This window comes from Sphingomonas sanxanigenens DSM 19645 = NX02, assembly GCF_000512205.2.
In the GTDB taxonomy this organism is placed as follows: domain Bacteria; phylum Pseudomonadota; class Alphaproteobacteria; order Sphingomonadales; family Sphingomonadaceae; genus Sphingomonas_D; species Sphingomonas_D sanxanigenens.
On sequence record NZ_CP006644.1, the window covers coordinates 155,653 to 175,520 of the forward strand.

Below are 19,868 nucleotides of genomic sequence, written 5' to 3' on the forward strand. Positions count from 1 at the left end.
GACTCGCTTGATTCATAAGAATCGAGGGGGAAGCCAGCCGTGCCGGCTCCACCGAGGGGAGAAAGTCCAGTGAGTATCGAGTTCATTCCTCCGCAGGTTGACGAACTGCGGCCGCGCATCACCGTCATCGGTGTCGGCGGCGCCGGCGGCAACGCCATTGCGAACATGATTGCGGCGCAGGTCCAGGGCGTCGATTTCGTGGTCGCCAACACCGACGCGCAGGCGCTCAACGCCAGCCCGGCGGAGCGGCGCATCCAGCTCGGTCTCCGGATCACCCAGGGCCTCGGCGCCGGCTCGCGTCCCGAAATCGGCCGTGCGGCGGCCGAGGAGACGCTGGAGCAGGTCGATCGCGCGCTCGACGGCGCGCATATGTGCTTCATCGCCGCCGGCATGGGCGGCGGCACCGGCACCGGCGCGGCGCCGGTGATCGCCAAGGCGGCGCGGGACAAGGGGATCCTGACCGTCGGCGTCGTCACCAAGCCGTTCAGCTTCGAAGGCTCGCGCCGCTCGCGCGCAGCCGAGTCCGGCATCGCCGAGCTCCAGAAGCATGTCGATACGCTGATCGTCATCCCCAACCAGAACCTCTTCCTGATCGCCAACGCGAACACGACCTTCAAGGAAGCGTTCCAGATGGCGGACGAGGTGCTGCAGCAGGGCGTGCGCGGCATCACCGACCTGATGGTCATGCCCGGCCTGATCAACCTCGACTTCGCCGACGTTCGCTCGGTGATGGGGGAAATGGGCAAGGCGATGATGGGCACCGGCGAGGCCGATGGCGACAACCGCGCCATCCTGGCCGCCGAAAAGGCGATCGCCAACCCGCTGCTCGACGGCGTTTCGATGAAGGGTGCCAAGGGCGTCATCATCTCGATCACCGGCGGCGACGACATGCGCCTGCTGGAGGTCGACGAGGCCGCGAACCACATCCGCGAACTGGTCGATCCCGATGCGAACATCATCTGGGGTTCGGCGTTCAACAACGATCTCGACGGCAAGATCCGCGTGTCGGTGGTCGCCACCGGCATCGAGGCGGAAGCGGTGGTCGCGCCCGAACCGGCGCGCGTCCTTTCCTTCCCGGGCGGCCGCAAGGACGATGCGCCTGCCGCCGCAGCAGCGCCGGCCCCGGCCGCGCCGCAGCGTTTCGATGCGCCGTCCTTCGTGCCGCGCCAGCAGGGTGTCGGGGCGCCGATTTCCGCGCCGCGCCCCGAACTGGTGCTCGACACGCCGGAGCCGGCGACCCAGCCGGCGCCGGCGCGCCCGGTGCTGCGCTTCGAGGACGATGCGGTCGCCGGCCAGCCGGTGCCCGAGGAACTGACCCTCGACACCCCGGCCGACCCCAACGAGCTGCTGCTCGACAAGGGCGAGATCCAGCCGCCGCCGGCGCGCCCTGCGGCCGGTGAGGCCGAAGCCGGGGGCCGCGGCCGCCCGACGACGACCGCGCCGCGCATCGGCAATGGCGGCGGCACCCTGTTCGAGCGCATGTCGAACATCACCCGCGGCACCGCCAAGACGCCGGGTGGCGATGAAGGCACGCCGGATATCCCGCGCTTCCTCAACCGCCAGAACAACCAGTAACGATGCTCCCCTCCCGCGTGCGGGAGGGGGACTCGTCCGTACGACGAACCGGCCCGCCGCATCTCCCCGCGCGGGCCGGTTGCCGTTTCCGGCCTTCTCCGGTCTATCGCCGCAAGATCATGACATCGTTTCGGAGAATCTTGCTGGCGGCATCGGGTACGATGGCGCTTGTCGCGTTCGCATGCCCCGCATCGGCATGGGCGCAGGCCATCGATCCGGAGGATGTGCCCGTCCGGGTGGCCCCGCGCAGCCCCACCGAGATCGTGCAGCAGCCGACGCCGATCGCCGACCAGCTGGCGGAACAGGTCCGCGCGCTCGCCCGCGATCCGCGCGATATCCGCGCGCTGCTCGGCGCCGGCCAGGCGGCGCTGCAGCTTGGCGATGCCAACGCTGCATTCGATTTCTTCTCGCGCGCCGAACGGGTCTCGCCGTCGAACGGCTATGCCAAGGCGGGGCAGGGCAGCGCGCTGCTCGCGCTCGAACGGCCGCGCGATGCGCTGCGGCTGTTCGATAGCGCCGCGGCGCTCGGCATCCCGGTGGCGCAGTTCGCCGCCGATCGCGGGCTCGCTTATGACCTGACCGGCGATCCCCGCCGCGCGCAGCGCGACTATCAGGCCGCCCTCGCGCGCAGCCCCGACGACGAAACGACCCGCCGCTACGCGCTCAGCCTCGGCATCTCGGGCGACCGCGCGGAGGCGCTCGCGCTGCTCGATCCGTTGCTCTACCGCCGCGACGTCGGCGCGTGGCGCGTGCGTGCGTTCGTGCTGGCGATGACCGGCGACGTGCCCGGCGCGCAGTCGATCGCCAATCAGGTGATGCCCGCGCGTGCCGCGGCCGCGATGGCGCCGTTCTTCGCGCGGCTCGGCGGACTGAGCCCGATGCAGCGCGCCTATGCCGTCCATCTCGGCCAGCTCCCCGCCAATGGCACGCGCTATGCGCAGGTGGAGCGCGGCGACGGCTTCCGGGCGGGTACGACCCCGCCGCCGCCGATCCCGCCGGCGCAGCCGCGGCCGGAGGATGTCACCCAGCCGGTCGTTCGCGCACCGGTTTCGCGCGCGCCGCGCCGCCGGCCGGGGTGGACCGGCGGATCGCGGATCACGCGGACGCTGGATCCCACGCCGATGCCGGCGCCCGATCCGGTGCAACCCGGTTCCCCCGTGGCGGTTACGCGCGAACGCGCCGCTGCCGGGGCGGGGACGGCACCGCAACGGGTGACGCCCCCGGCCGCCGCACCGGCGCCGGCGCCAACGCCGACACCGACACCGACACCTTCGCCCCCGGTTCCTGCACCGGTCCCGGCACCCGCCGCGCCGACCTCGGCGATCACGCCGCAGCGGGTGCCGGCACGTCCGCCGGGCGCCGCCGTTGCCGCGCCGCGTGCGCCCGCGCCGTCGCTGGCGGTCACCGCGCCCCCGACGCGCACGGCCGCCACGCCCCCCGGCGGGATTCCGCCGGCCGAGGCCGCGCGCCGCGCTGCCGAGGCGGCCACGGCGGCGCCGCTGCCCGCACCCGCGCCGACGCCACAGCCGAAGCCGGCCGTGGCGCAGACGCCGGCACCGGGTGCCGCGAAGCCGGTGGTCGGGCCGCCGGTCCCTCCGGGGATCGCCGCGCCGAAGGCTGCAGCCCCGGCGGTTGCCGCATCGACGCCTGCGGCCCCGGCGGTGCCCGCGCCGACCCCCGCGGCAACCCCCTCTCCGGCGCCGTCTCCCGCACCCGGGCCGACGCCGTCGCCGGTGCCGAAGCCCGTGGCGACGCCCAGGCCGGCGGCTGACGCCAAGGCGGCTGCAGCGGCGAAGAAGCCACCCGCCAAGCCGGTGAAGAAGGAACCGCCCAAGCCCAAGCATCCGGCGCGGGAATGGGTGCAGATCGCGGGTGGCGCCAACAAGGCGGCGCTGCCCAGGGAATGGGCGCGTTTGAAGGCGGCCGAACCCAGGCTGGTCGCCGGACTAAAAGCCTGGACAATGCCGCTGCGCGCGACCAATCGGCTGCTGGTGGGCCCGTTCGCGTCGAGCGGGGCCGCGCAGGAGTTCGTCAACCGCATGACCAAGGCCGGCCATCAGGCGTTCGCCGTCTCCAGCGAAGAGGGCCAGGCGGTCGAGCCGCTCGGCGCCAGGTGACCATGCGTAACCGCTGGGCAAGCGATCCGGCGACCAGCCGGGGGCGGCGCCATGCGGAGCCGGGCGCGGAAACGCGCGGGCCGCGCGATGCCTTCCAGCGCGACCGCGACCGCATCGTCCATTCCACCGGCTTCCGCCGGCTGCGGCACAAGACGCAGGTGTTCCTGGCGCCCGATGGCGATCATTTCCGTGTGCGGCTGACGCACAGCCTGGAAGTGGCGCAGATCGGCCGAACCATCGCGCGCGTGCTGGGGCTGAACGAGGATCTTACCGAAGCGCTGTGCCTCGCGCACGACATCGGCCATCCCCCCTTCGGCCATGCCGGGGAGGAGGCACTGCGCGACGCGCTCGCCGATCATGGCGGCTGGGATCACAACGCGCACACGCTGCGCGTGCTGACGCGGCTGGAAAACCCGTATCCGCACTGGGACGGGCTCAACCTCAGCTGGGAAACGCTCGAGGGGCTCGCCAAGCATAATGGCCCGATCGGCCGGCCGACCTGGGCGATGGCGGAAGCCGATGCCGGCTTCGCGCTCGATCTGGACAGCTGGCCGTCGCTCGAGGCGCAGGTGGCGGCGATCGCCGACGACATCGCCTATGACAATCACGACATCGACGATGGCCTGCGCGCCGGCCTGATCACGCTGGATCAGGTGCTGTCGGTGCCGCTGGTCGAGCGGCAATGGCAGCGCGTGGCGGAGCGGTGCGGCGGCAGCGAACCGCATCGCGTGCAGCGTGAACTGGTGCGCGACCTGATCGGCGTGATGGTCAATGACGTGATCGCCAGCAGCCGCGCCGCGCTGGAGGCGGCGGCGATCGACAGCGCCGATGCCGCGCGTGCGCATCGCGGGCAGCTGGTCGGCTTCTCGCCGTCGATGGCCGAGGCGGAACGGACGCTGAAGCGCTTCATGTACGCCAATCTCTATCATCATCCGCAGCAGCTGCGCGCCGCCGATGCCGCGCAGCATGTCGTCGCCGGCCTGTTCGATGCCTATCGCGCCGATCCCGGCCGTCTGCCCGAGGCGTGGCGCACGACCCTGCCCGCGGCGGACCCCGACCGCAGCCGCCACATCGCCGATTTCATCGCCGGCATGACCGATCGCTATGCGATCGCCCGCTATCGCGAGCATGTCGGCCCGGTCGAGATGCCCGAGGGTTTTTGATCGCTGACCGCGTTCTGTCATGATAATGTCGCCAAACGCTAAAGCTGACAGCGAATCGTCTGGATTTCGCCGCAATCTGCTGCCAGCTTTGCCTGCGGTGGACGGATGCGTGGGGAAATCGCGTGCCGTCGGGCGGATATTGGGTTGCTAATGGGTAAGATGACGCCGTGGCCTGCCGCGCTCGTCGCGGATCAGGGCACGCCCCCGGTTCGGGTCTGCTTCTTCTTCAACGCGCAGCGCCATCAACTGCTGCACGGCATCTCGACCGCGGTCGAACTCGCCCGCATGCCCGGCTTCGACGTGTATGTCAGTTCCCCCAACGAAGGGCATATCGATTATGCGCGGCGGCTGGTGGCGCTGCTGGGGGGCGCACCGATCCGCTTCGAGGTGCTCAGCCCGCCGCTGCTGACCTTCTTCCGCAAGCGCAGCGGCCGTTCGGTCCCGCCCAAGCTGCTCGGCCTCGCTGCGGTCGCGCACCATCTGAACGGCTTCGATGCGATCGCTGTGCCCGAGCGCACCACGGTGCAGCTCAAGCGCGTCGGCGTCCGCGGGCCCCTCTACATCCATCTCGATCATGGCGCGGGCGATCGCGCCGCCGGGTTCGATCGTCGCATCCGCCATTTCGACATGGTGCTGATGGCGGGCGAGAAGCATCGCGAGCGGCTTGGCCGGGAGGGGCTGATCCACGAGGGCGGGCACGCGGTGGTCGGCTATCCGAAGTTCGACGCAGCGGATGCGATCCGCGATGCCGCCTGGGATCCGTTCGGCAATGGCCGGCCGACCGTGCTCTACAATCCGCATTTCTGCACGCTGGGCTCCTGGGCGAAATTCGGCGTGCCGCTGCTCGAAGCCTTTGCCCGGCAGCATCGCTACAATCTGATCGTGGCGCCGCATGTCCGCATGCTCGACAGCCGCGCCAAGCGCGCGCGCTGGCAGGCGCTGACGCAGCATTTCGCGGGCGCGCGCCACCTGCTGCTCGACCCGGGCAGCGACCGCGCGATCGACATGAGCTACACCAGCTTCGCCGACATCTATGTCGGTGACGTCAGCAGCCAGGTCTATGAATTCCTGCGCACGCCCAAGCCCTGCCTGTTCCTCGACGCGCAGGGCATCGACTGGCAGAACGACGAGAATTACGGCCATTGGCGCTTCGGGCCGGTCGAGCATTCCGCCGCGGATCTGGTCGGCGCGGTCGACGCCGCGGTCGCCAGCCACGGCGCCTATCGCGCCGCGCAGTTGGAGGGCTTCAACGCCACCTTCTCCGCCGACGCCCTCTCTCCTTCCGAGCGCGCGGCCGAGGCGATCGGCGATTTCCTGCACATGCGGTTGCGCGGCGGCGCGGTGGCACGGCCGGCGGTACGCCGCCTCCAGCGCGCTGCCGCGGTTGCGCTGATGCTGGGCGCCGGCAGCGCCGAACAGGGCGCAATGACCGCCCGCGCCGCCGACGGCAGCGCGGTGCACGCGGAACCCGATCAGGGCGTCGCGTAGAAACGGCCCGTCGTCGCCGGGCCGGGTCTTCAATCCGCCAGCTTGACCTTCGCCGTTACCGACAACCCCGGCCTGAGCCGGTCCACCGCGCCTTGCCCGGGCTCGAAGCGGATCCGCACCGGCACGCGCTGGACGATCTTGGTGAAGTTCCCCGTCCCCGGCTCGAACGGCAGCAGCGCGAAGGTGGAGCCCGATCCCGGCGCGAAACTCTCGACGCGTCCCTTCAGCGCCGGCCCACCGATCGCATCGACGTCGATCGACACCGGCTGGCCCGCCCGCATGTCGCGGGTCTGGGTCTCCTTGAAATTGGCGGTCACGTAGAGCGCGTGGAGCGGCACCAGGGTCAGCAGGCGGGTGCCGGGCTGGACATAGTCGCCGATGCGGACCTGGCGGTTGCCGACCACGCCGTCGATGGGCGCGCGGACCAGGCTGTGGCGCTGGTCCTGCCGGGCGAGGTCGAGCGCGGCGGCGGCGCGCTGGCGGGCGGCTTCGGCCTGCAGCAGCGCGGCTTCCAGCATCGGCCGGCGCGCGGCGGTGACGCCGGCCTCGCTCTGCGAAACGACGAGTTGCGCGCGGGCGCGGGCGGCGGCCTGCTCGGCGTCGATCGCAGTGGTCCGATAGACGTCCGCATCGCGCTGCGCGACCGCGCCGGTCGCGACCAGCGCCTCGTAGCGCCGGCGATCGGCGCCGGCGCGATCGGCTTCGGCGATCGCCGAGCGGATGGTGGTTCGCGTCGAGACCACACCCGCCGCCGCCAGCCTTTGCTCGGCTGCGAGATGGCCAAGCGCCGCACGCGCGGCGGCGACATTGGCCTCGGCATCGGCGAGGTCGGCGGTGGCCGAGGCGAGCTTCGCGTCGAACTCTTCGGCGTCGATCCGGACCAGCGGATCCCCGGCGCGAACCCGCTGATTGTCTTTCACCAGCACCGCTGCAACCAGCCCGCGCACCTTGGGCGCCACCGTCGTCGCGTCCGCGGCGACATAGGCGTCGTCGGTCGACTCGGCGGAAGGCGCGGCGGTGATCCACGCGGCTCCGCCCAGCGCCACCGCCAGCGCGATGCCGGAAGCCACCCATATGCGGGGTATCCGCCGGCGCGGCATCGCGCTGGCGGTCGCTGCCGCACCGTCCGGCGCTGCCGCATCTTCGTGCCGCAGTTCGACCACCCGGTCCTCGATCTTCGTGCTCATGCGATGCCACCCCGAATGACGGTGCTTGATGATATGATGATCGCAATATATATGATACTCATCATTTGTCCAGTATGGAGACGCGGGTGGGGATGGCAGCTTCGGGCGCGGCATCGGGATCGGGGTGGCTGGCGGGGTTGTCGCAGGATTGGTCCGCCGATCCGGCGGCGATGCCCACCGCGCGCAAATATCTGATCTTCGGGGTGATGGCGTTCGGCCAGTTCATGGCGCTGTTCGACATCCAGATCGTCTCGGCCTCGTTGTCGGATGTGCAGGCCGGGTTGGCGGCGGGGCCGGACGAGGTGAGCTGGGTGCAGACCGCCTATCTGATGGCCGAACTCGTGATGATCCCGCTTTCCGCCTATCTGGCGCGGGCGATGTCGACGCGCTGGCTGTTCATGCTGTCGGCGGGACTGTTCACCGCCTCCAGCCTGTTGTGCGGGCTCGCCTGGAACATGGAATCGATGATCGCCTTCCGCGCGCTGCAGGGCTTCACCGGCGGCGCGATGGTGCCCCTGGTGTTCGCGGTGGGCTTCACCCTGTTCACCGGCAAGCAGCGCGCGATGATCCCGGCAATCCTCGGCACCGTCGCGGTGATCGCGCCGACATTGGGGCCGACGGTCGGCGGCCTGATCACCCAGGCGTTCGACTGGCGCTGGCTGTTCTTCATCAACATCGTGCCGGGCATCGTCGTCACCGCGCTCTCCGCGCTGATCCTGCGCGTCGATCGCGCCCAGCCGGCGATGTTCGCGCGGATCGACTGGAGCCACTTCATCGCGATGGCGGTGTTCCTCGGCGGGCTGCAGTTCGTGCTGGAAGAAGGGCCGCGCAACGACTGGTTCGGCGACCCGGAGATCGCGATCGGCGCCTGGCTCTCCTTCGTCGCCTTCCTGCTGTTCCTCGAACGCGCCTTCTTCTCGAAGAATCCGATTGTGACCTTGAAGCCGTTCCGGCGGCCGATCTTCGTCTTCGCATGCCTGTTCAGCCTCGTCATCGGTTTCGGCATGTATGCCTCGATCTATCTGATCCCGGTCTATCTGGCGCGGGTGCGCGGGTTCGACAGCCTGCAGATCGGCACGACCGTGTTCGTCGTCGGCATCGCGCAGATCGCGAGCACCTTCATCGCGGCCTCGCTCAGCCAGCGGATCGACATGCGCTGGATGATCGCGGTGGGCCTCACCCTGTTCGCGTGGAGCCTGTGGCTGACCTCGCACATGACGAGCGAATGGGGGTTCTGGGAACTCGTCTTCCCGCAGGCGGTGCGCGGTCTGGCGCTGATGCTGTGCATCGTCCCCAGCGTGAACATGGCGCTCTCCGCCTTTCCGCCGGCCGAGCTCGGCGCGGCATCGGGGCTGTTCAACCTGATGCGCAACCTGGGTGGCGCGGTGGGCATCGCGATGGTCAACACCTGGCTACAGGACGACACCCGCATCGCCGCCGCGCGGCTGGGCGAGGCGCTGGGCCACCACGCGACGAGCGCCAGCGGGCAACTGCAAGCGCTGGCCGCCCGGCTCGCCGCGACCATTCCCGATCCCGCGGAGGCACAACTCACCGCCAGCGCCGTCTTCGCACGCATCGTCGGGCGCGAGGCGCTGACGCTCGCCTTCGACGACGTGTTCCGGCTGATGGCGTGGATGTTCCTCGCCGCGCTGGCGATCGTTCCCTTCTGCCGCCCGGCGCCCGGCGCGACGCCGCCGCCCGCCGATGCCGGCGCCCATTGAGGATCATGCCGATGCGCTTCACCCTCCTTTTGCTCGGCGCCACGGCGCTTTCCGCCTGCACCCCAAGCCCCGACTACCGGCCGCCGCGGGTGGCGCTGACCGCGGCGTTCGCCACCGCCACCCCGATCGCGCCGGCCGACGCCGCTTGGTGGCAGGGCTTCGGCGATCCGCTGCTCGACCGGGTGGTGGCGCGGGTGCAGGCGCAGAATCTGGACATCGCCGCCGGCGGCGCGCGGATCGATCAGGCCCGCGGGGCAGCCCAGGGCGCGGGCGCAGCCTTGCTCCCCACCGTCGAGGCCTCTGCGTCCGCCGACGCCAATCGCCAGTCCCGCCGGACGCCGATCGGGGGCGCTTCGGCCAGCCTCGGTTTTCCGCGCAACTATGAACTCTATCAGGCCGGCGCCTCGGCAAGCTGGGAAATCGACCTGTTCGGTGGGCTGCGCCGCGGGCGGGAGGCGGCACGCGCCGACCTTGCCGGCAGCGTCGCCGATGCGGATGCGGTGCGGCTGAGCATGACCGCGGAGGCGGTGGATGCGTATCTCCAGCTGCGCGGGCTGCAGGCGCGGCTTGGCGTTGCCGAGCGACAATTGGCGGTGCGGCGCGATCTGGTGGGGCTGATCCGCCAGCGCGTCGCACAGGGCATCACCGCCGACCGCGAGCTCAACCGCGCGCTGGGCGAACAGCAGGGGATCGAGGCGGATCTACCCCGGCTGCGCGCCGGCATCGCCGCGCAGATGAACCGGCTCGACATATTGATGGGCGCGCAGGCCGGCACCTATCGCGCCGAACTGGCGCCGGCGGCAGCGATCCCGCGCGCACCCGATCCCTCGGGCAGCGCGGTGCCCGCCGACCTGATGCGCCGCCGGCCCGATCTGGTCGCCGCCGAGCGCCGGGTGGCAGCGGCGGACGCCCGGATCGGCGTGGCGCTGGCCGGCTATTATCCGCACCTCTCGCTCGGCGGGCTGATCGGTTTTGCCGGCACCACCACCGGCAGCCTGTTTACCGGCGGCGCGCTGCAGGCGCAGGGCGGGGCGGGGCTGCGCTGGCGGCTGTTCGATTTCGGCAAGGTCGATGCCGAGGTGACGCAGGCGCGCGGCCGTTCCGCCGAGGCGTTGGTCGTCTATCGCGGCACCGTGCTGCGCGCGACGGCGGAGGTGGAAACCGCGCTCGTCCGCCTGGTCCAAGGCCGCGCCGAAGTGGCGAGCCTGACCGAACAGGTCGCAGTGCTGCGCCGCGCGCGCGGGCAGGCGCAATCGGCTTACGAGAGCGGCGCGGTGGCGCTGGTCGATGTGCTCGATGCCGATCGCGCGTTGCTGGAAGCGTCGGACCGGCTGGCGGCGGCGGAGGCGGATACGGCGCGCGCCTCGGTCGCGGCGATCCGCGCGCTCGGCGGCGGCTATGCGAGCGTGTAAGGGGGGCGGCATGGCTGACAAGACTGCCCACAAGGCGAAAACCCGCGCGCGCATTCTCGACGAGGCGGCAATGGCGATGCGCGCCCGCGGATCGGACGGGATCGGCGTGTCCGAACTGATGAAGCGCGCCGGGCTGACGCATGGCGGCTTCTACGCGCACTTTGCCTCGCGCGACGATCTGGTGGCGCATGCGGTGGACCGCATGTTTCAGGACAGCGCGGCGATGGTCGCGCGTTTCCTGGGCGACGCGCCGGACGGGCCGGGGCTGGCGGCGCTGATCGACTTCTACCTCTCCGAACCGGTCATGCGCGCCGCCGACCGCGGCTGCCCGCTGCCCGCACTCAGCGGCGAAGCGGCCCGCATGCCCGCGGCCGCGCGCGCGCGGTTCGAGGCGGGGGTGGCGGGGTTCCAGAACGCGATCGCACGCGCGCTGATGGCGATGGGACGCGCGGATGCCGAGACGCTCGCGGCCTCGGTGCTGGCGGAACTGGTCGGCACGATGGCGCTGGCGCGGTCGTTTGCGGATCCGGCGGCCGGGGCGGCGATGCTGGCCGCCGCGCGAAAGGCTCTGAAGGAAAGGCTCGGCCTGGCGCCCCCTTTCCAGGGGGCGGAGGATTTGCCTGCCTGAACCCGCCGCGCCTCCGGCGCCGCGCGAACATTCGGTGGCTTTACCCCACCACCCGCGCCAGAAACCCCCGCATCAGCGGCACGATCTCGTCCAGGCGATCCTCCAGCGCGAAATGGCCGGTATCGAGCAGATGCAACTCGGCATCCGGCAGATCGCGGAGGTAGGCCTTCGCGCCGACCGGCGGGAAGATCACGTCGTTGGCGCCCCAGACGATCAGCGTCGAGGGCCGATGCTCGCGAAAATAGGCCTGAATGTCCGGATAGAGCGCCACGTTCGTCCGATAGTCATAGACGATGTCCAGCTGGATGTCGGTCATGCCGGGACGATCGAGGAAGAGCTGGTCGTGCAGCCAGGCGGTAGGGTCGAGGCGGGTGCGGTCGTGGACGCCGGTTTCATATTGGAAGCGCGTGCCCTCGATACCGAAGAAGGGGCGCATGGCGTCGCGATTGGCCGCGCTGTTGTCCGCCCACAAGGTGCGGCTTGAGGCCCAGAAGTCCTCGCCCAGCCCTTCCTCATAGGCATTGCCGTTCTGCGTGATCAGCGCGGTCACCCGTTCGGGATGCTTGAGCGCGAGGCGGAAGCCGGTCGGCGCGCCATAATCCATCACATAGAGCGCGTAGCGCGTGGCGCCGAGCTGTTCGAGCAGCGCGTCGACCGTGTCGGCGAAACCGGCGAAGCTATAGACCGGATGGCCCCGCGGCGGCGCCTCGGACAGGCCGAAGCCGGGCAGGTCGGGGGCGATCACATGATAGCGGTCGGCGAGCGCGGGGATCAGCCGGCGGTACATGTGCGAGGAGGTGGGATAGCCGTGCAGCAGCACGACCACCGGCGCGCCGGCCGGCCCGGCCTCGCGGTAGAAGATCTCGAGGCCGTTGACGGTGGCGGTACGGTGATACGTGACGGGCAGGGTGTCGGCGGACATCGGCATTCTCCTTTGCGGCAGCGGCGGCCGTTGCAGCAGGTTCTACGCCGGTTGGTCCGCCGGAATAATGCGCGAATGGTGAAAGAGATTGTTCCGGATCGCGGAATGGCTTGTGCGCGATTGCGCGCGGTCGGGCGGCGTTCCGCTCACTTCACCGGCGGCGCGCCGTAATAATCCGGGGCGCCGTCGAACCGCACGTCGATGCGGTCGAGCAGGAAGCCCGGGTCCAGCGCATAGACCCGCACCCGATGCGCGCCGGCGGCGAGCGTGCCGAGCGCTATCGTTTCCGCGCTACTGTTGGCGAGCACATTGCGTTTCCAGCGTTCGCTGCGGCCATGCGTCTCGAAGTCGAGGATGCGCGGCGCCTCGTCATCGATGCGGACGGCCAGCCGAAGCCCGTTCGCCGCGGTCAGCGGGTGGACGGGGATGGCGACGATGCGCAGTTCGGCCTCGCCGGCGGTTGCGGCGCTGAAATCCCAGGCGAGGGGGTCGAGCCCGGCGATCGTGTCTGCGGACGGGCGGGTCAGGCTGGACCGCAGCGCGGTGCCGCGGGAGCCGAGGTCGGGCACGTGTTCCCAGCTTCCGTCGGCGGGCATGCCGGCATCGTCCGGCGAGAGCGAGACGATATGGTCGAGCGCTGCGGGCGCACCGGGGGCCGGCGCCGGGAGCAGCCGTGCCGTCACCTCGATGCTGCGGTCACCGCAGGCGAGCATTCCGCCGGTGATGGCGGCGGCGCCATCATAGCGCACGATGACCCGCTGTTCGAAGCCGTTGTCTGCGTCCAGCCGGCCCATGCTGGTGAGCAGCGTGATCCCCCTGTCGAGCGAGATCGACCAGTTCCGCGGCTCACCGTTGCTCGACACGGTGAGCGTGCGGCGTGACGGCTTGCCGGTGACGAACACGAGGTCCGACGCGTCCACCGCGCAACCCGGTTTCGCCGCGATCTCCGCGCGCGGATAGGGCGGCTCGGCGAACACCGGCAGCCGGCGCGGCGCCATGTCCATCATGCCGCGCCATTTGCCGCCGTTCTGCGCGTTATAGGCGGCGGTGTCGGCGACGATGCGCTGGTGCGCGGCGCGGGCCGCCGCCGCCAGCGCGTTGACGGTCGGGCGGCCCTGCCGCGCGTGCAGCGCGGCGAGATCGAGCGACAGGTTGCGGCGGTTGATGTCGGCGGCACCGTGCACCGGGTAGCCGACCAGCTGGAACCAGGCGTCGCGGCGATCCTCGGGCAATGTCCTGCCCACCGCATCGGTGCGGAATGCGAGCGCCGCATAGGCGTCGATCCGGCGCTGCGCTTCGTCTCCGCCGGTGCGGATATAATCGCCGATGCGGATCGGGCGGGTCGGTTCGGTCTGGCTGAAGCCGATGAACTCGGGGCGCCGCTCGAAGGCGAGGTCATAATAGTGGGTCAGGATGCCGGCGATCCTGCGGGCCTGCTCCTTGCCGAATTGCGCTTCCGCCCAGGCGGTGAGGTGCGCGCGCGGCGTCTGCGCGAAGAGGCGGTGGTCGAAGGCGAGGTCGAGGAAATAGTGGGTGAGATACTCGCCCGGCTTGATGTCGCCGACATTGACCACCCACAGCTTGCGGGCATCGAGCCGCCACGCCCGCTCCATCTGCTCGCGGATCAGCGCGGGATGCGTCGTCGCCAGCCAGAGATAGTCGTGCGGCCGGCCCCAGTAGGAGATATGGTAATAGACCCCCGAGCCGCCGCTGCGCGCCCGCTCGGCCGGCGTCGGGAGCTGGCTGATATAGCCGTAATTGTCCTCGGGCCACACGAGGGTGACATCCTCGGGCACGTCGAGGCCGGCGCCGTAGATGTCGAGCACTTCCTTGTAGAGCGTCAGCGCCTGCGGCACCTTGTCCGCGGCGAGCCCCTGCGCCTTCGCCAGCAGCGCGCGCTGGTCGGCGATGGCGCGGGCGGTGGCGTCCAGCGCCTGTTCGGGCGTGTCGGCGCCTTCCATCGCCGAGTCATGCTTGCCGCGCAGCCCGATCGTGGTGATCGTCTCGAAATCCTTCACCTCGCGCGCGCGCTCGCCCCAGTAGCGCAGCATCCCGGGCCGGTTGGTGAAATAGTTGAAGGGCCCGCGCTTCGCCTCGTCCCACTCGCGCACATTGTTGCGCATCATCGGTTCGGCGTGGGAGGTGCCGACGATGATCGCATGATCGCGCGCCGCCCCGGCATTGCCGGGGATCTGGTAGAAGGGCCTGGTGCTGTCGTGCATCGCCGGCCAGATCAGATTGGCCTTGAGGCGCCACATCAGTTCGAAGATGCGGGCATAGGTCCTGGGGCCGATGTCGCCGGTCTCGGGCTCATGGGTCTTTGCCGCCCAGGGCTGCAGACCCCAATCCTCATCGTTGAGAAAGATGCCGCGATACTGGACGGAGGGCGGGTCCGACAGCGTGCGGGCGCCGTCCACCGCCAGCCGGTCGACGCGGCGCGGGGTGACGTCCGCCCACCATTCCCACGCCGAGACGCCGAGTGCGCGGCCGAGATCGACCATGCCCCAGATCGCGCCGCGCTGGTCGGATCCGGCGATCAGCAGATAGCGCCGCGCCGGATCGCGCCGGGAGCGCAGCAGCACGCGTTCGTAGCGCTCCCACTGGTCGTCCAGCGCGGTAAGATCGGCGCCCGTGTCCGCGGCGACCTGCCTGACGAGCGCGGAGCCCTTCGTGCCGATGACGATGCACAATTCCGAGCAGCGCGCGAGATCGTCGGAGACGACGGGAACCTTGCCGCTCAGCGCGGAGAGGTCGCGCGCCAGCATCTCGCCGGCGAGTGCGCTCGGCTTCGCGCCGTCATGGACGATGCCGGCAACCTGCACCCCATCGAACAGCACCGCCTCCTCGGCATGCGCCATCGCCGCGGGCGCGGTGGCGGCAAGTGCGGCGAGGAGGGCGCGGCGCACTAGCGGCACACCGCCCATTTGTCGCAATCGACGCTTTCCAGTCCGCGATAGCACGCGCCGATGGGGAGGGCTGCCAGCAGCGAACCGGCGGCGATGCCGCCCAGCATGTCGCGGCGTGACGCAACGGTGATGGCGTCCGCGCTGTCCACATCCATTCTCCGGGTTCGCACTCTATGCTTCTCGTGTAGCTCTGTCGAATTGGTAAGGCAATATGGTATGACATGCCGTAGTATAGAGATCGATTTTCGCGCCATGGTCAGGCCATGATGACATCGGAGCGATTATCCGCTATACGTGATAACGCTAACAACAACATGGAACAGTCATGCTGAAGCCAACGGCCAATAGCGGGGAGAGGCTCTACATAACAGTGGCGCGGCGGTTGGAACAGGCGATCGAGGCGGGCATCTATCCGGTGGGCAGCCGGCTGCCGGCGGAGCGCGATCTGTCCGAGCGGCTGGGGGTCAGCCGGCCGGTGATCCGTGAGGCGCTGATCGTGCTGGAGATTCGCGGCTCGATCATGGTCAGGCCAAATGGCGGCACCGTGGTTGCCAGCCGTGACCAGCGCTCGGGGGCTGCGCTCGCGATGCAGGCGGATGCGGGGCCGTTCGAGGTCACGGAGGCGCGGCGGCTGCTTGAGGGAGAGGTGGCTGCGCTCGCTGCCACCCTCGTCGAAGACGACCAGTTCGAGGAACTGGAAGAGACGGTGCGGTTGATGGACAATCCCGCGCTCGACGCCCAGGCCCGCGAGCGTGCCGACCGCGCCTTCCATATGGCACTGGCGCGGATCACCGGCAATGACGTGCTGGTCTCGATGGTCGAGAGCCTGTGGGACATGCGCTACAACTCGGCGCTGTGCGTCTATTTCTTCCAGCAGGCGCGTGAGCACGGCATCGAGCCCCCCGTCGACCAGCACCGCCTGATCATCGACACGCTGAGAGCCCGCGACCCCGAAGCCGCGCGCGCGGCGATGCGCGAGCATCTGACCAAGGTGACGGAAAGCCTGCTGATCGCGACCGAAGAGGATGCGCGCGAGCGGGAACGGTTGCGGGTGACCGAGCGCGGGAGCGATTTCGCGCGGCGCGCGCGGACGGGGACCTGAGCGGGACGCGCCCGGGCGGTCAATCGGCTGGCGCCAGTGGCGCCGGATCGGCGGCGGCCGGTGCGGTCGCCTGGGGTGCCGGCTCCGCCTGGGGCGCCTGCGCCAGCCGGCGATGGCCGATCGTCATGCTGCGCAGCACGCCGTCGCGGCGGATCAGCCCATGCATCAGCGCCGCCGAGAGATGCGCGAGGATCAGCGCGAAGAACAGGATCGCGACGATCGTGTGCGCCTGGCGCAGCAGTGCATGGACGGCAAGGTCGTGCGGCAGGATCGGCGGCAGCGAGAGCCCTTCGGTCAGCCGCACCGGATAGCCGCCGGCGGAGAGCATGGCCCAACCGATCAACGGCATCGCCACCATGCTTGCATAAAGCAGGATGTGCGAGCCCTTGGCGACCCGATGCTGCAGGGGAGGAAGATCGGCGGGCAGCGCCGGGGCGCCGGTCGCGAGGCGCAGCGGCAGCCGGATCAGCACCAGCAGCAGGATCGCGATCCCGATCGGCCGGTGCAGCGCGAGCAGGCCGAGATAGGCCGGCCCGGCGGTCGAGACCATGCCGACGCCGATGAACAGCATCGCAAGCACCAGCGCCGCCATCAGCCAGTGGAGCGTGCGCAGCGCAGGATGGAAATCGTGGGCGGGGCGGCTCATCGCGCGTCGCTCCGGGCGATATCCTCACCCACGGCGCTCGGTCCCGCGCCCTCGGCGGCGCGGCGGGTGAAGGAAGAGGAATAGGCTTTCGATCGCGCCGCCAGCAGCGGATCGTCCGAGACGGCGATGCCGGACGGCAGGATGGTGGGATCGAAGTTGAGATCGCGGCAGGCGCCGGTCTCCTCGGGCTGCACCGCGTCCAGCACCAGCGTGCCCGCATCGATCGAGCGGTGCTTGCCCTGCCATGCGATCGTCGCCTTGTCGGTCACGTCGCCGGCATTGGCGACGACCAGCTGGAGGTGCCAGCGCGACGGGCCTCTCGCGGTGCGCGCGATCATCTCGTCGAACAGATAATCGCGCGGCAGCCTGTCGAGATGCGCCTTGTCCAGCCCGGCCAGCGGCGCCTCCGGCACGAACTGCCATCTTACCGTCTGCGTGCTGCCGGCAGCGTTCGTGAAGCGGAAGGCGTTGATGCTGTAATAGGTCGCGTTGGCGAAGCTGTCGGGCAGCACCGCAGTCGCCATGTAATCCTGAAACGCCTTCACCTCGGGATGCGCGGCGAGAAACGGCTTCATCACCGCCGCATCGGGCTTGCCGGTCTTCGGATCCGGGGTCGTCGCGCGCTGCAGCGCCACGAAGGACGGGACGTCGGCCACCGGGAAGATCGGCGTATGGTCCATCGCCAGCCGCCATTCCTGCCCATCGGGCGTCTGCAGCAGCAGCGCCATCGAATGGAATACGTTGCGCCCGTCGGTGGCGAGCGGGTTGCCGCCGCCCAGCGAGAAGCGGCCGATGACGGGGTAATCGCCCGCGGCGAACGCGCCGGCCGACGAGAGCGCGGTGCCCCCGCCATTGGCCTGGAACCGGCCGGCGAAGCACAGCCCCTTGGCATGGGCACGGCGATAGCCCGGATGGCTGCCGCCATTGTCGTCGAGCGCGGTGACGATGTCGCCGCCATCGATCCGGTCGCCGCCGATCCAGCCTGCGGCCCAGGCGAAACCGCCGGCCAGCAGCAGCACGATGGCGCCGATCAGCGCCGCAGGTCCGGCGAGGGTGCGGAATGTCAAAGGCATGCGGGTCCGTTTCGTTCGGCAACACGGGAGGAGACGCGGCGGACCATGACTTATTCCGGCCGGCACGCAATATGCTCGTTACATTCGAAACGCGATCAGCCTTGTGCAGTCTCCGCCAGCACGGCCTCATAGGCTGTCCGCAACCGATCCCACACCGAAGGGCCTTCGGGTGGTGGCGCCCCCAGATGCAGCGCGCGCAGTTCGGCCATGAAATCCGCCCACATCGCCGGGCCGCCTTCTTCAAGCACCTGCGCGCGGATCGAGAGTTCGCGGGAAACGGGCAGGTGCCGGCGCCCCCACGCCCCCATATGCGCCATCACCGGCACGAGCTGGATCGCCGCTTCGGTGAGGCTGTAGATCGATTTCTGCTTGTGGCTGGGATCGTCCGCCTTGGTCACCAGCCCCGATGCCAGCAATTTCTTCAGCCGGTCGGCGAGGATGTTGGAGGCGATTCCTTCCTCCGACGCGATCAGCAGTTCGCGGAAATGGCGGCGATTGCCGAACATCATGTCGCGGATGACGATCAGGCTCCACCGATCGCCCAGCACCTCAAGCGTCAGATTGATCGGGCAGCCCGACCGGATCGCATCGACCATCCGGTACCTTACCAAACTGCTTGCAATGCGCAATCAGTTCGATAAGCAAGCGGAACTGGTTGTGAAACGCAAGCGGTAGGGAGAGGATCGATGGGGCGGTTGATCGTATCGGCATTCACCAGCCTGGATGGCTATATCGAGCCGCCGACGGGGTTCGAGGGGCCGGCCTGGTCCGACGAGGTCGAGCGTCACTGGTCGGCGCATGCGCTTAGCACCGCGAAGCACCTGATCTACGGACGCGTCAATTTCCAGTTCAACGCCGGCTTCTGGGGCGACCCCGACGGGCCGGCGGCGGAGATTTCCTACGCGCCGGTGATGAACGCGCTGCCCAAGACGGTGTTCTCGCGCACATTGACCGGCGATCCCGGCTGGAACGCGACGATCGCCACCGACGTCGAGACGCGGGTGGCACAGCTCAAGGCGGAGATCGACGGCGATATCTATGCGTTCAGCGGCGCGCAGATGGTGGCGAGCCTGGCCGCGGCGGATGTGGTCGACGACTATATGCTGATGCTGCTGCCGGTGCTGTGGGGCGGGGGCAAGCGGCTGTTCGGCGCCGAATGTCCGCGGCAGGATCTGGCGCTGATCGAAAGCCGTGCGCTCGGCACCGGCGCGGTCATCCTGCGCTACGCGCGCGTCCGCAAGGAGATCGCCGCGTGACCGCGCTGACGCTCTACTATCACCCGCTTTCCTCCTATTGCTGGAAGGCGCTGGTCGCGCTCAACGAGCATGGCATCGATTATGCGCTGCGCCAGATCGACGCCGCCGATGCCGCGGCGGGGGCGGAACTGACGGCGCTCTGGCCGATGCAGCGCTTCCCGGTGCTGGTGGACGGGGCGAACGACGTTGTGCTGCCCGAGACCAGCATCATCATCGAATATGTCACGACACGCCATCCCGGCGCCTTCGCCGCGATCCCCGCCGATCCGGATGCGGCGATCGAGACGCGGCTGCTCGACCGATTGTTCGACAATGATGTGATGACGCCGGTGCAGAAGGTGGTGTTCGAACATCTCCGCCCCGAGGCCGAACGCGACGCCGCCGACATCGGGCGTGCCCGCGCCGCGCTGCGCAAGGCCTATGACATGCTGGAAGCGCGGCTGGCCGGACGGACCTGGGCCGCGGGCGATGCCTTCACATTGGCGGACTGCGCGGCGATGCCGTCGCTGCACTATGCCGACAAGGTCGAGCCGTTCCGCGCGACGCATCCGTGGCTGGGGGATTATCTCGGCCGGCTGGAGGCGCGCGCGTCGGTGGTGCCGGTGCTCGAGGCGGCGGCACCCTATGCGCATTTCTTTCCGGTGAAGTGAGCGGTTGGACCGCGGACGAGAA

At 69.8% G+C, this 19,868-nt stretch carries 17 protein-coding genes; 10 read left to right on the forward strand and 7 right to left on the reverse strand.

From position 1 onward, the window contains the following. The first annotated feature begins 69 nt into the window (after nucleotides 1–69). From ftsZ to NX02_RS00765, 4 genes are all read left to right on the forward strand, one after another. Nucleotides 70–1,575 carry a cell division protein FtsZ gene (ftsZ, locus tag NX02_RS00750; RefSeq protein WP_025290305.1) on the forward strand — a complete coding sequence of 502 codons (1,506 nt, stop codon included), beginning with the start codon at nucleotides 70–72 and terminating at the stop codon, nucleotides 1,573–1,575. A 140-nt stretch (nucleotides 1,576–1,715) separates the two neighbouring features. Next, nucleotides 1,716–3,692, forward strand: a complete 1,977-nt coding sequence (locus tag NX02_RS00755) for a tetratricopeptide repeat protein (RefSeq protein ID WP_158013846.1) — start codon at nucleotides 1,716–1,718, stop codon at nucleotides 3,690–3,692. A 2-nt stretch (nucleotides 3,693–3,694) separates the two neighbouring features. Further along, the gene (locus tag NX02_RS00760; protein ID WP_025290307.1) at nucleotides 3,695–4,855 is read left to right on the forward strand and encodes a deoxyguanosinetriphosphate triphosphohydrolase; all 1,161 of its coding nucleotides are present in this window, start codon (nucleotides 3,695–3,697) and stop codon (nucleotides 4,853–4,855) included. A 150-nt stretch (nucleotides 4,856–5,005) separates the two neighbouring features. Beyond that, on the forward strand, nucleotides 5,006–6,343 hold the full coding sequence (locus NX02_RS00765) for a hypothetical protein (RefSeq protein ID WP_053000556.1): 1,338 nt from the start codon (nucleotides 5,006–5,008) through the stop codon (nucleotides 6,341–6,343). A 29-nt stretch (nucleotides 6,344–6,372) separates the two neighbouring features. Here NX02_RS00765 and NX02_RS00770 read toward each other — a convergent pair whose 3' ends face one another. Beyond that, nucleotides 6,373–7,530 carry an HlyD family secretion protein gene (locus NX02_RS00770; protein WP_025290309.1) on the reverse strand — a complete coding sequence of 386 codons (1,158 nt, stop codon included), beginning with the start codon at nucleotides 7,528–7,530 and terminating at the stop codon, nucleotides 6,373–6,375. Nucleotides 7,531–7,622: 92 nt separating this feature from the next. On the opposite strand from NX02_RS00770, the gene NX02_RS00775 reads away from it, so the two are divergent. From NX02_RS00775 to NX02_RS00785, 3 genes are read left to right on the forward strand one after another with little or no spacing between them, the layout of a single operon-like run. Beyond that, nucleotides 7,623–9,251, forward strand: coding sequence for a DHA2 family efflux MFS transporter permease subunit (locus NX02_RS00775; protein ID WP_211258266.1), 1,629 nt, complete (start codon nucleotides 7,623–7,625; stop codon nucleotides 9,249–9,251). A gap of 11 nt (nucleotides 9,252–9,262) precedes the next feature. Then, nucleotides 9,263–10,663, forward strand: coding sequence for an efflux transporter outer membrane subunit (locus tag NX02_RS00780; protein WP_025290311.1), 1,401 nt, complete (start codon nucleotides 9,263–9,265; stop codon nucleotides 10,661–10,663). A gap of 10 nt (nucleotides 10,664–10,673) precedes the next feature. Continuing rightward, on the forward strand, nucleotides 10,674–11,291 hold the full coding sequence (locus tag NX02_RS00785) for a TetR/AcrR family transcriptional regulator (RefSeq protein WP_025290312.1): 618 nt from the start codon (nucleotides 10,674–10,676) through the stop codon (nucleotides 11,289–11,291). A gap of 40 nt (nucleotides 11,292–11,331) precedes the next feature. Here the strand turns inward: NX02_RS00785 and NX02_RS00790 are convergent, their stop codons facing one another. From NX02_RS00790 to NX02_RS31985, 3 genes are all read right to left on the reverse strand, one after another. Beyond that, nucleotides 11,332–12,213 carry an alpha/beta fold hydrolase gene (locus NX02_RS00790; RefSeq protein WP_084717566.1) on the reverse strand — a complete coding sequence of 294 codons (882 nt, stop codon included), beginning with the start codon at nucleotides 12,211–12,213 and terminating at the stop codon, nucleotides 11,332–11,334. A 146-nt stretch (nucleotides 12,214–12,359) separates the two neighbouring features. Beyond that, a complete protein-coding gene (locus NX02_RS00795) occupies nucleotides 12,360–15,119 on the reverse strand; it encodes a glycosyl hydrolase 115 family protein (RefSeq protein ID WP_025290314.1) in 2,760 nt (919 codons plus the stop codon). Then, nucleotides 15,119–15,268, reverse strand: a complete 150-nt coding sequence (locus NX02_RS31985; RefSeq protein WP_158013847.1) for a hypothetical protein — start codon at nucleotides 15,266–15,268, stop codon at nucleotides 15,119–15,121. The genes NX02_RS00795 and NX02_RS31985 overlap by 1 nt, the downstream gene beginning before the upstream one ends. A 176-nt stretch (nucleotides 15,269–15,444) precedes the next feature. Here NX02_RS31985 and NX02_RS00800 point away from each other — a divergent pair, with 176 nt between their 5' ends. Further along, nucleotides 15,445–16,221, forward strand: coding sequence for a FadR/GntR family transcriptional regulator (locus NX02_RS00800; RefSeq protein ID WP_025290315.1), 777 nt, complete (start codon nucleotides 15,445–15,447; stop codon nucleotides 16,219–16,221). Nucleotides 16,222–16,240: 19 nt separating this feature from the next. Here the strand turns inward: NX02_RS00800 and NX02_RS00805 are convergent, their stop codons facing one another. The 3 genes from NX02_RS00805 to NX02_RS00815 all read right to left on the reverse strand — a co-directional run bounded on the left by NX02_RS00805 (nucleotide 16,241) and on the right by NX02_RS00815 (nucleotide 18,536). Then, entirely contained in the window at nucleotides 16,241–16,867 is a 627-nt protein-coding gene (locus NX02_RS00805) for a cytochrome b (protein WP_025290316.1), read from the reverse strand. Next, nucleotides 16,864–17,940 (reverse strand): catalase family peroxidase, encoded by a 1,077-nt coding sequence (locus NX02_RS00810; protein WP_025290317.1) that lies wholly within the window; start codon nucleotides 17,938–17,940, stop codon nucleotides 16,864–16,866. Before NX02_RS00810 ends, NX02_RS00805 begins: the two co-directional genes overlap by 4 nt. A gap of 95 nt (nucleotides 17,941–18,035) precedes the next feature. Next, the gene (locus tag NX02_RS00815; protein ID WP_025290318.1) at nucleotides 18,036–18,536 is read right to left on the reverse strand and encodes a winged helix-turn-helix transcriptional regulator; all 501 of its coding nucleotides are present in this window, start codon (nucleotides 18,534–18,536) and stop codon (nucleotides 18,036–18,038) included. 90 nt (nucleotides 18,537–18,626) lie between these two features. Between NX02_RS00815 and NX02_RS00820 the strand changes: the two genes are divergently transcribed. Both NX02_RS00820 and NX02_RS00825 read left to right on the forward strand, forming a co-directional pair. After that, complete coding sequence (locus tag NX02_RS00820; RefSeq protein WP_025290319.1) at nucleotides 18,627–19,196, forward strand: dihydrofolate reductase family protein; 570 nt, start codon at nucleotides 18,627–18,629, stop codon at nucleotides 19,194–19,196. Then, nucleotides 19,193–19,846 (forward strand): glutathione S-transferase family protein, encoded by a 654-nt coding sequence (locus NX02_RS00825; protein ID WP_245648727.1) that lies wholly within the window; start codon nucleotides 19,193–19,195, stop codon nucleotides 19,844–19,846. The genes NX02_RS00820 and NX02_RS00825 overlap by 4 nt, the downstream gene beginning before the upstream one ends. The last annotated feature ends 22 nt before the right edge of the window (nucleotides 19,847–19,868 follow it).

Excerpts from the sequence above, each read along its gene's own strand:
- NX02_RS00800 (WP_025290315.1), top strand. The coding sequence starts at position 15,445 with ATGCTGAAGCCAACGGCCAATAGCGGGGAGAGGCTCTACATAACAGTG.
- NX02_RS00760 (WP_025290307.1), top strand. The coding sequence starts at position 3,695 with ATGCGTAACCGCTGGGCAAGCGATCCGGCGACCAGCCGGGGGCGGCGC.
- NX02_RS00780 (WP_025290311.1), top strand. The coding sequence starts at position 9,263 with ATGCGCTTCACCCTCCTTTTGCTCGGCGCCACGGCGCTTTCCGCCTGC.
- NX02_RS00765 (WP_053000556.1), top strand. The coding sequence starts at position 5,006 with ATGGGTAAGATGACGCCGTGGCCTGCCGCGCTCGTCGCGGATCAGGGC.
- NX02_RS00775 (WP_211258266.1), top strand. The coding sequence starts at position 7,623 with ATGGCAGCTTCGGGCGCGGCATCGGGATCGGGGTGGCTGGCGGGGTTG.
- NX02_RS00770 (WP_025290309.1), bottom strand. The coding sequence starts at position 7,530 with ATGAGCACGAAGATCGAGGACCGGGTGGTCGAACTGCGGCACGAAGAT.
- NX02_RS00815 (WP_025290318.1), bottom strand. The coding sequence starts at position 18,536 with ATGGTCGATGCGATCCGGTCGGGCTGCCCGATCAATCTGACGCTTGAG.
- NX02_RS00790 (WP_084717566.1), bottom strand. The coding sequence starts at position 12,213 with ATGTCCGCCGACACCCTGCCCGTCACGTATCACCGTACCGCCACCGTC.
- NX02_RS00805 (WP_025290316.1), bottom strand. The coding sequence starts at position 16,867 with ATGAGCCGCCCCGCCCACGATTTCCATCCTGCGCTGCGCACGCTCCAC.
- NX02_RS00810 (WP_025290317.1), bottom strand. The coding sequence starts at position 17,940 with ATGCCTTTGACATTCCGCACCCTCGCCGGACCTGCGGCGCTGATCGGC.
- NX02_RS00820 (WP_025290319.1), top strand. The coding sequence starts at position 18,627 with ATGGGGCGGTTGATCGTATCGGCATTCACCAGCCTGGATGGCTATATC.
- NX02_RS00785 (WP_025290312.1), top strand. The coding sequence starts at position 10,674 with ATGGCTGACAAGACTGCCCACAAGGCGAAAACCCGCGCGCGCATTCTC.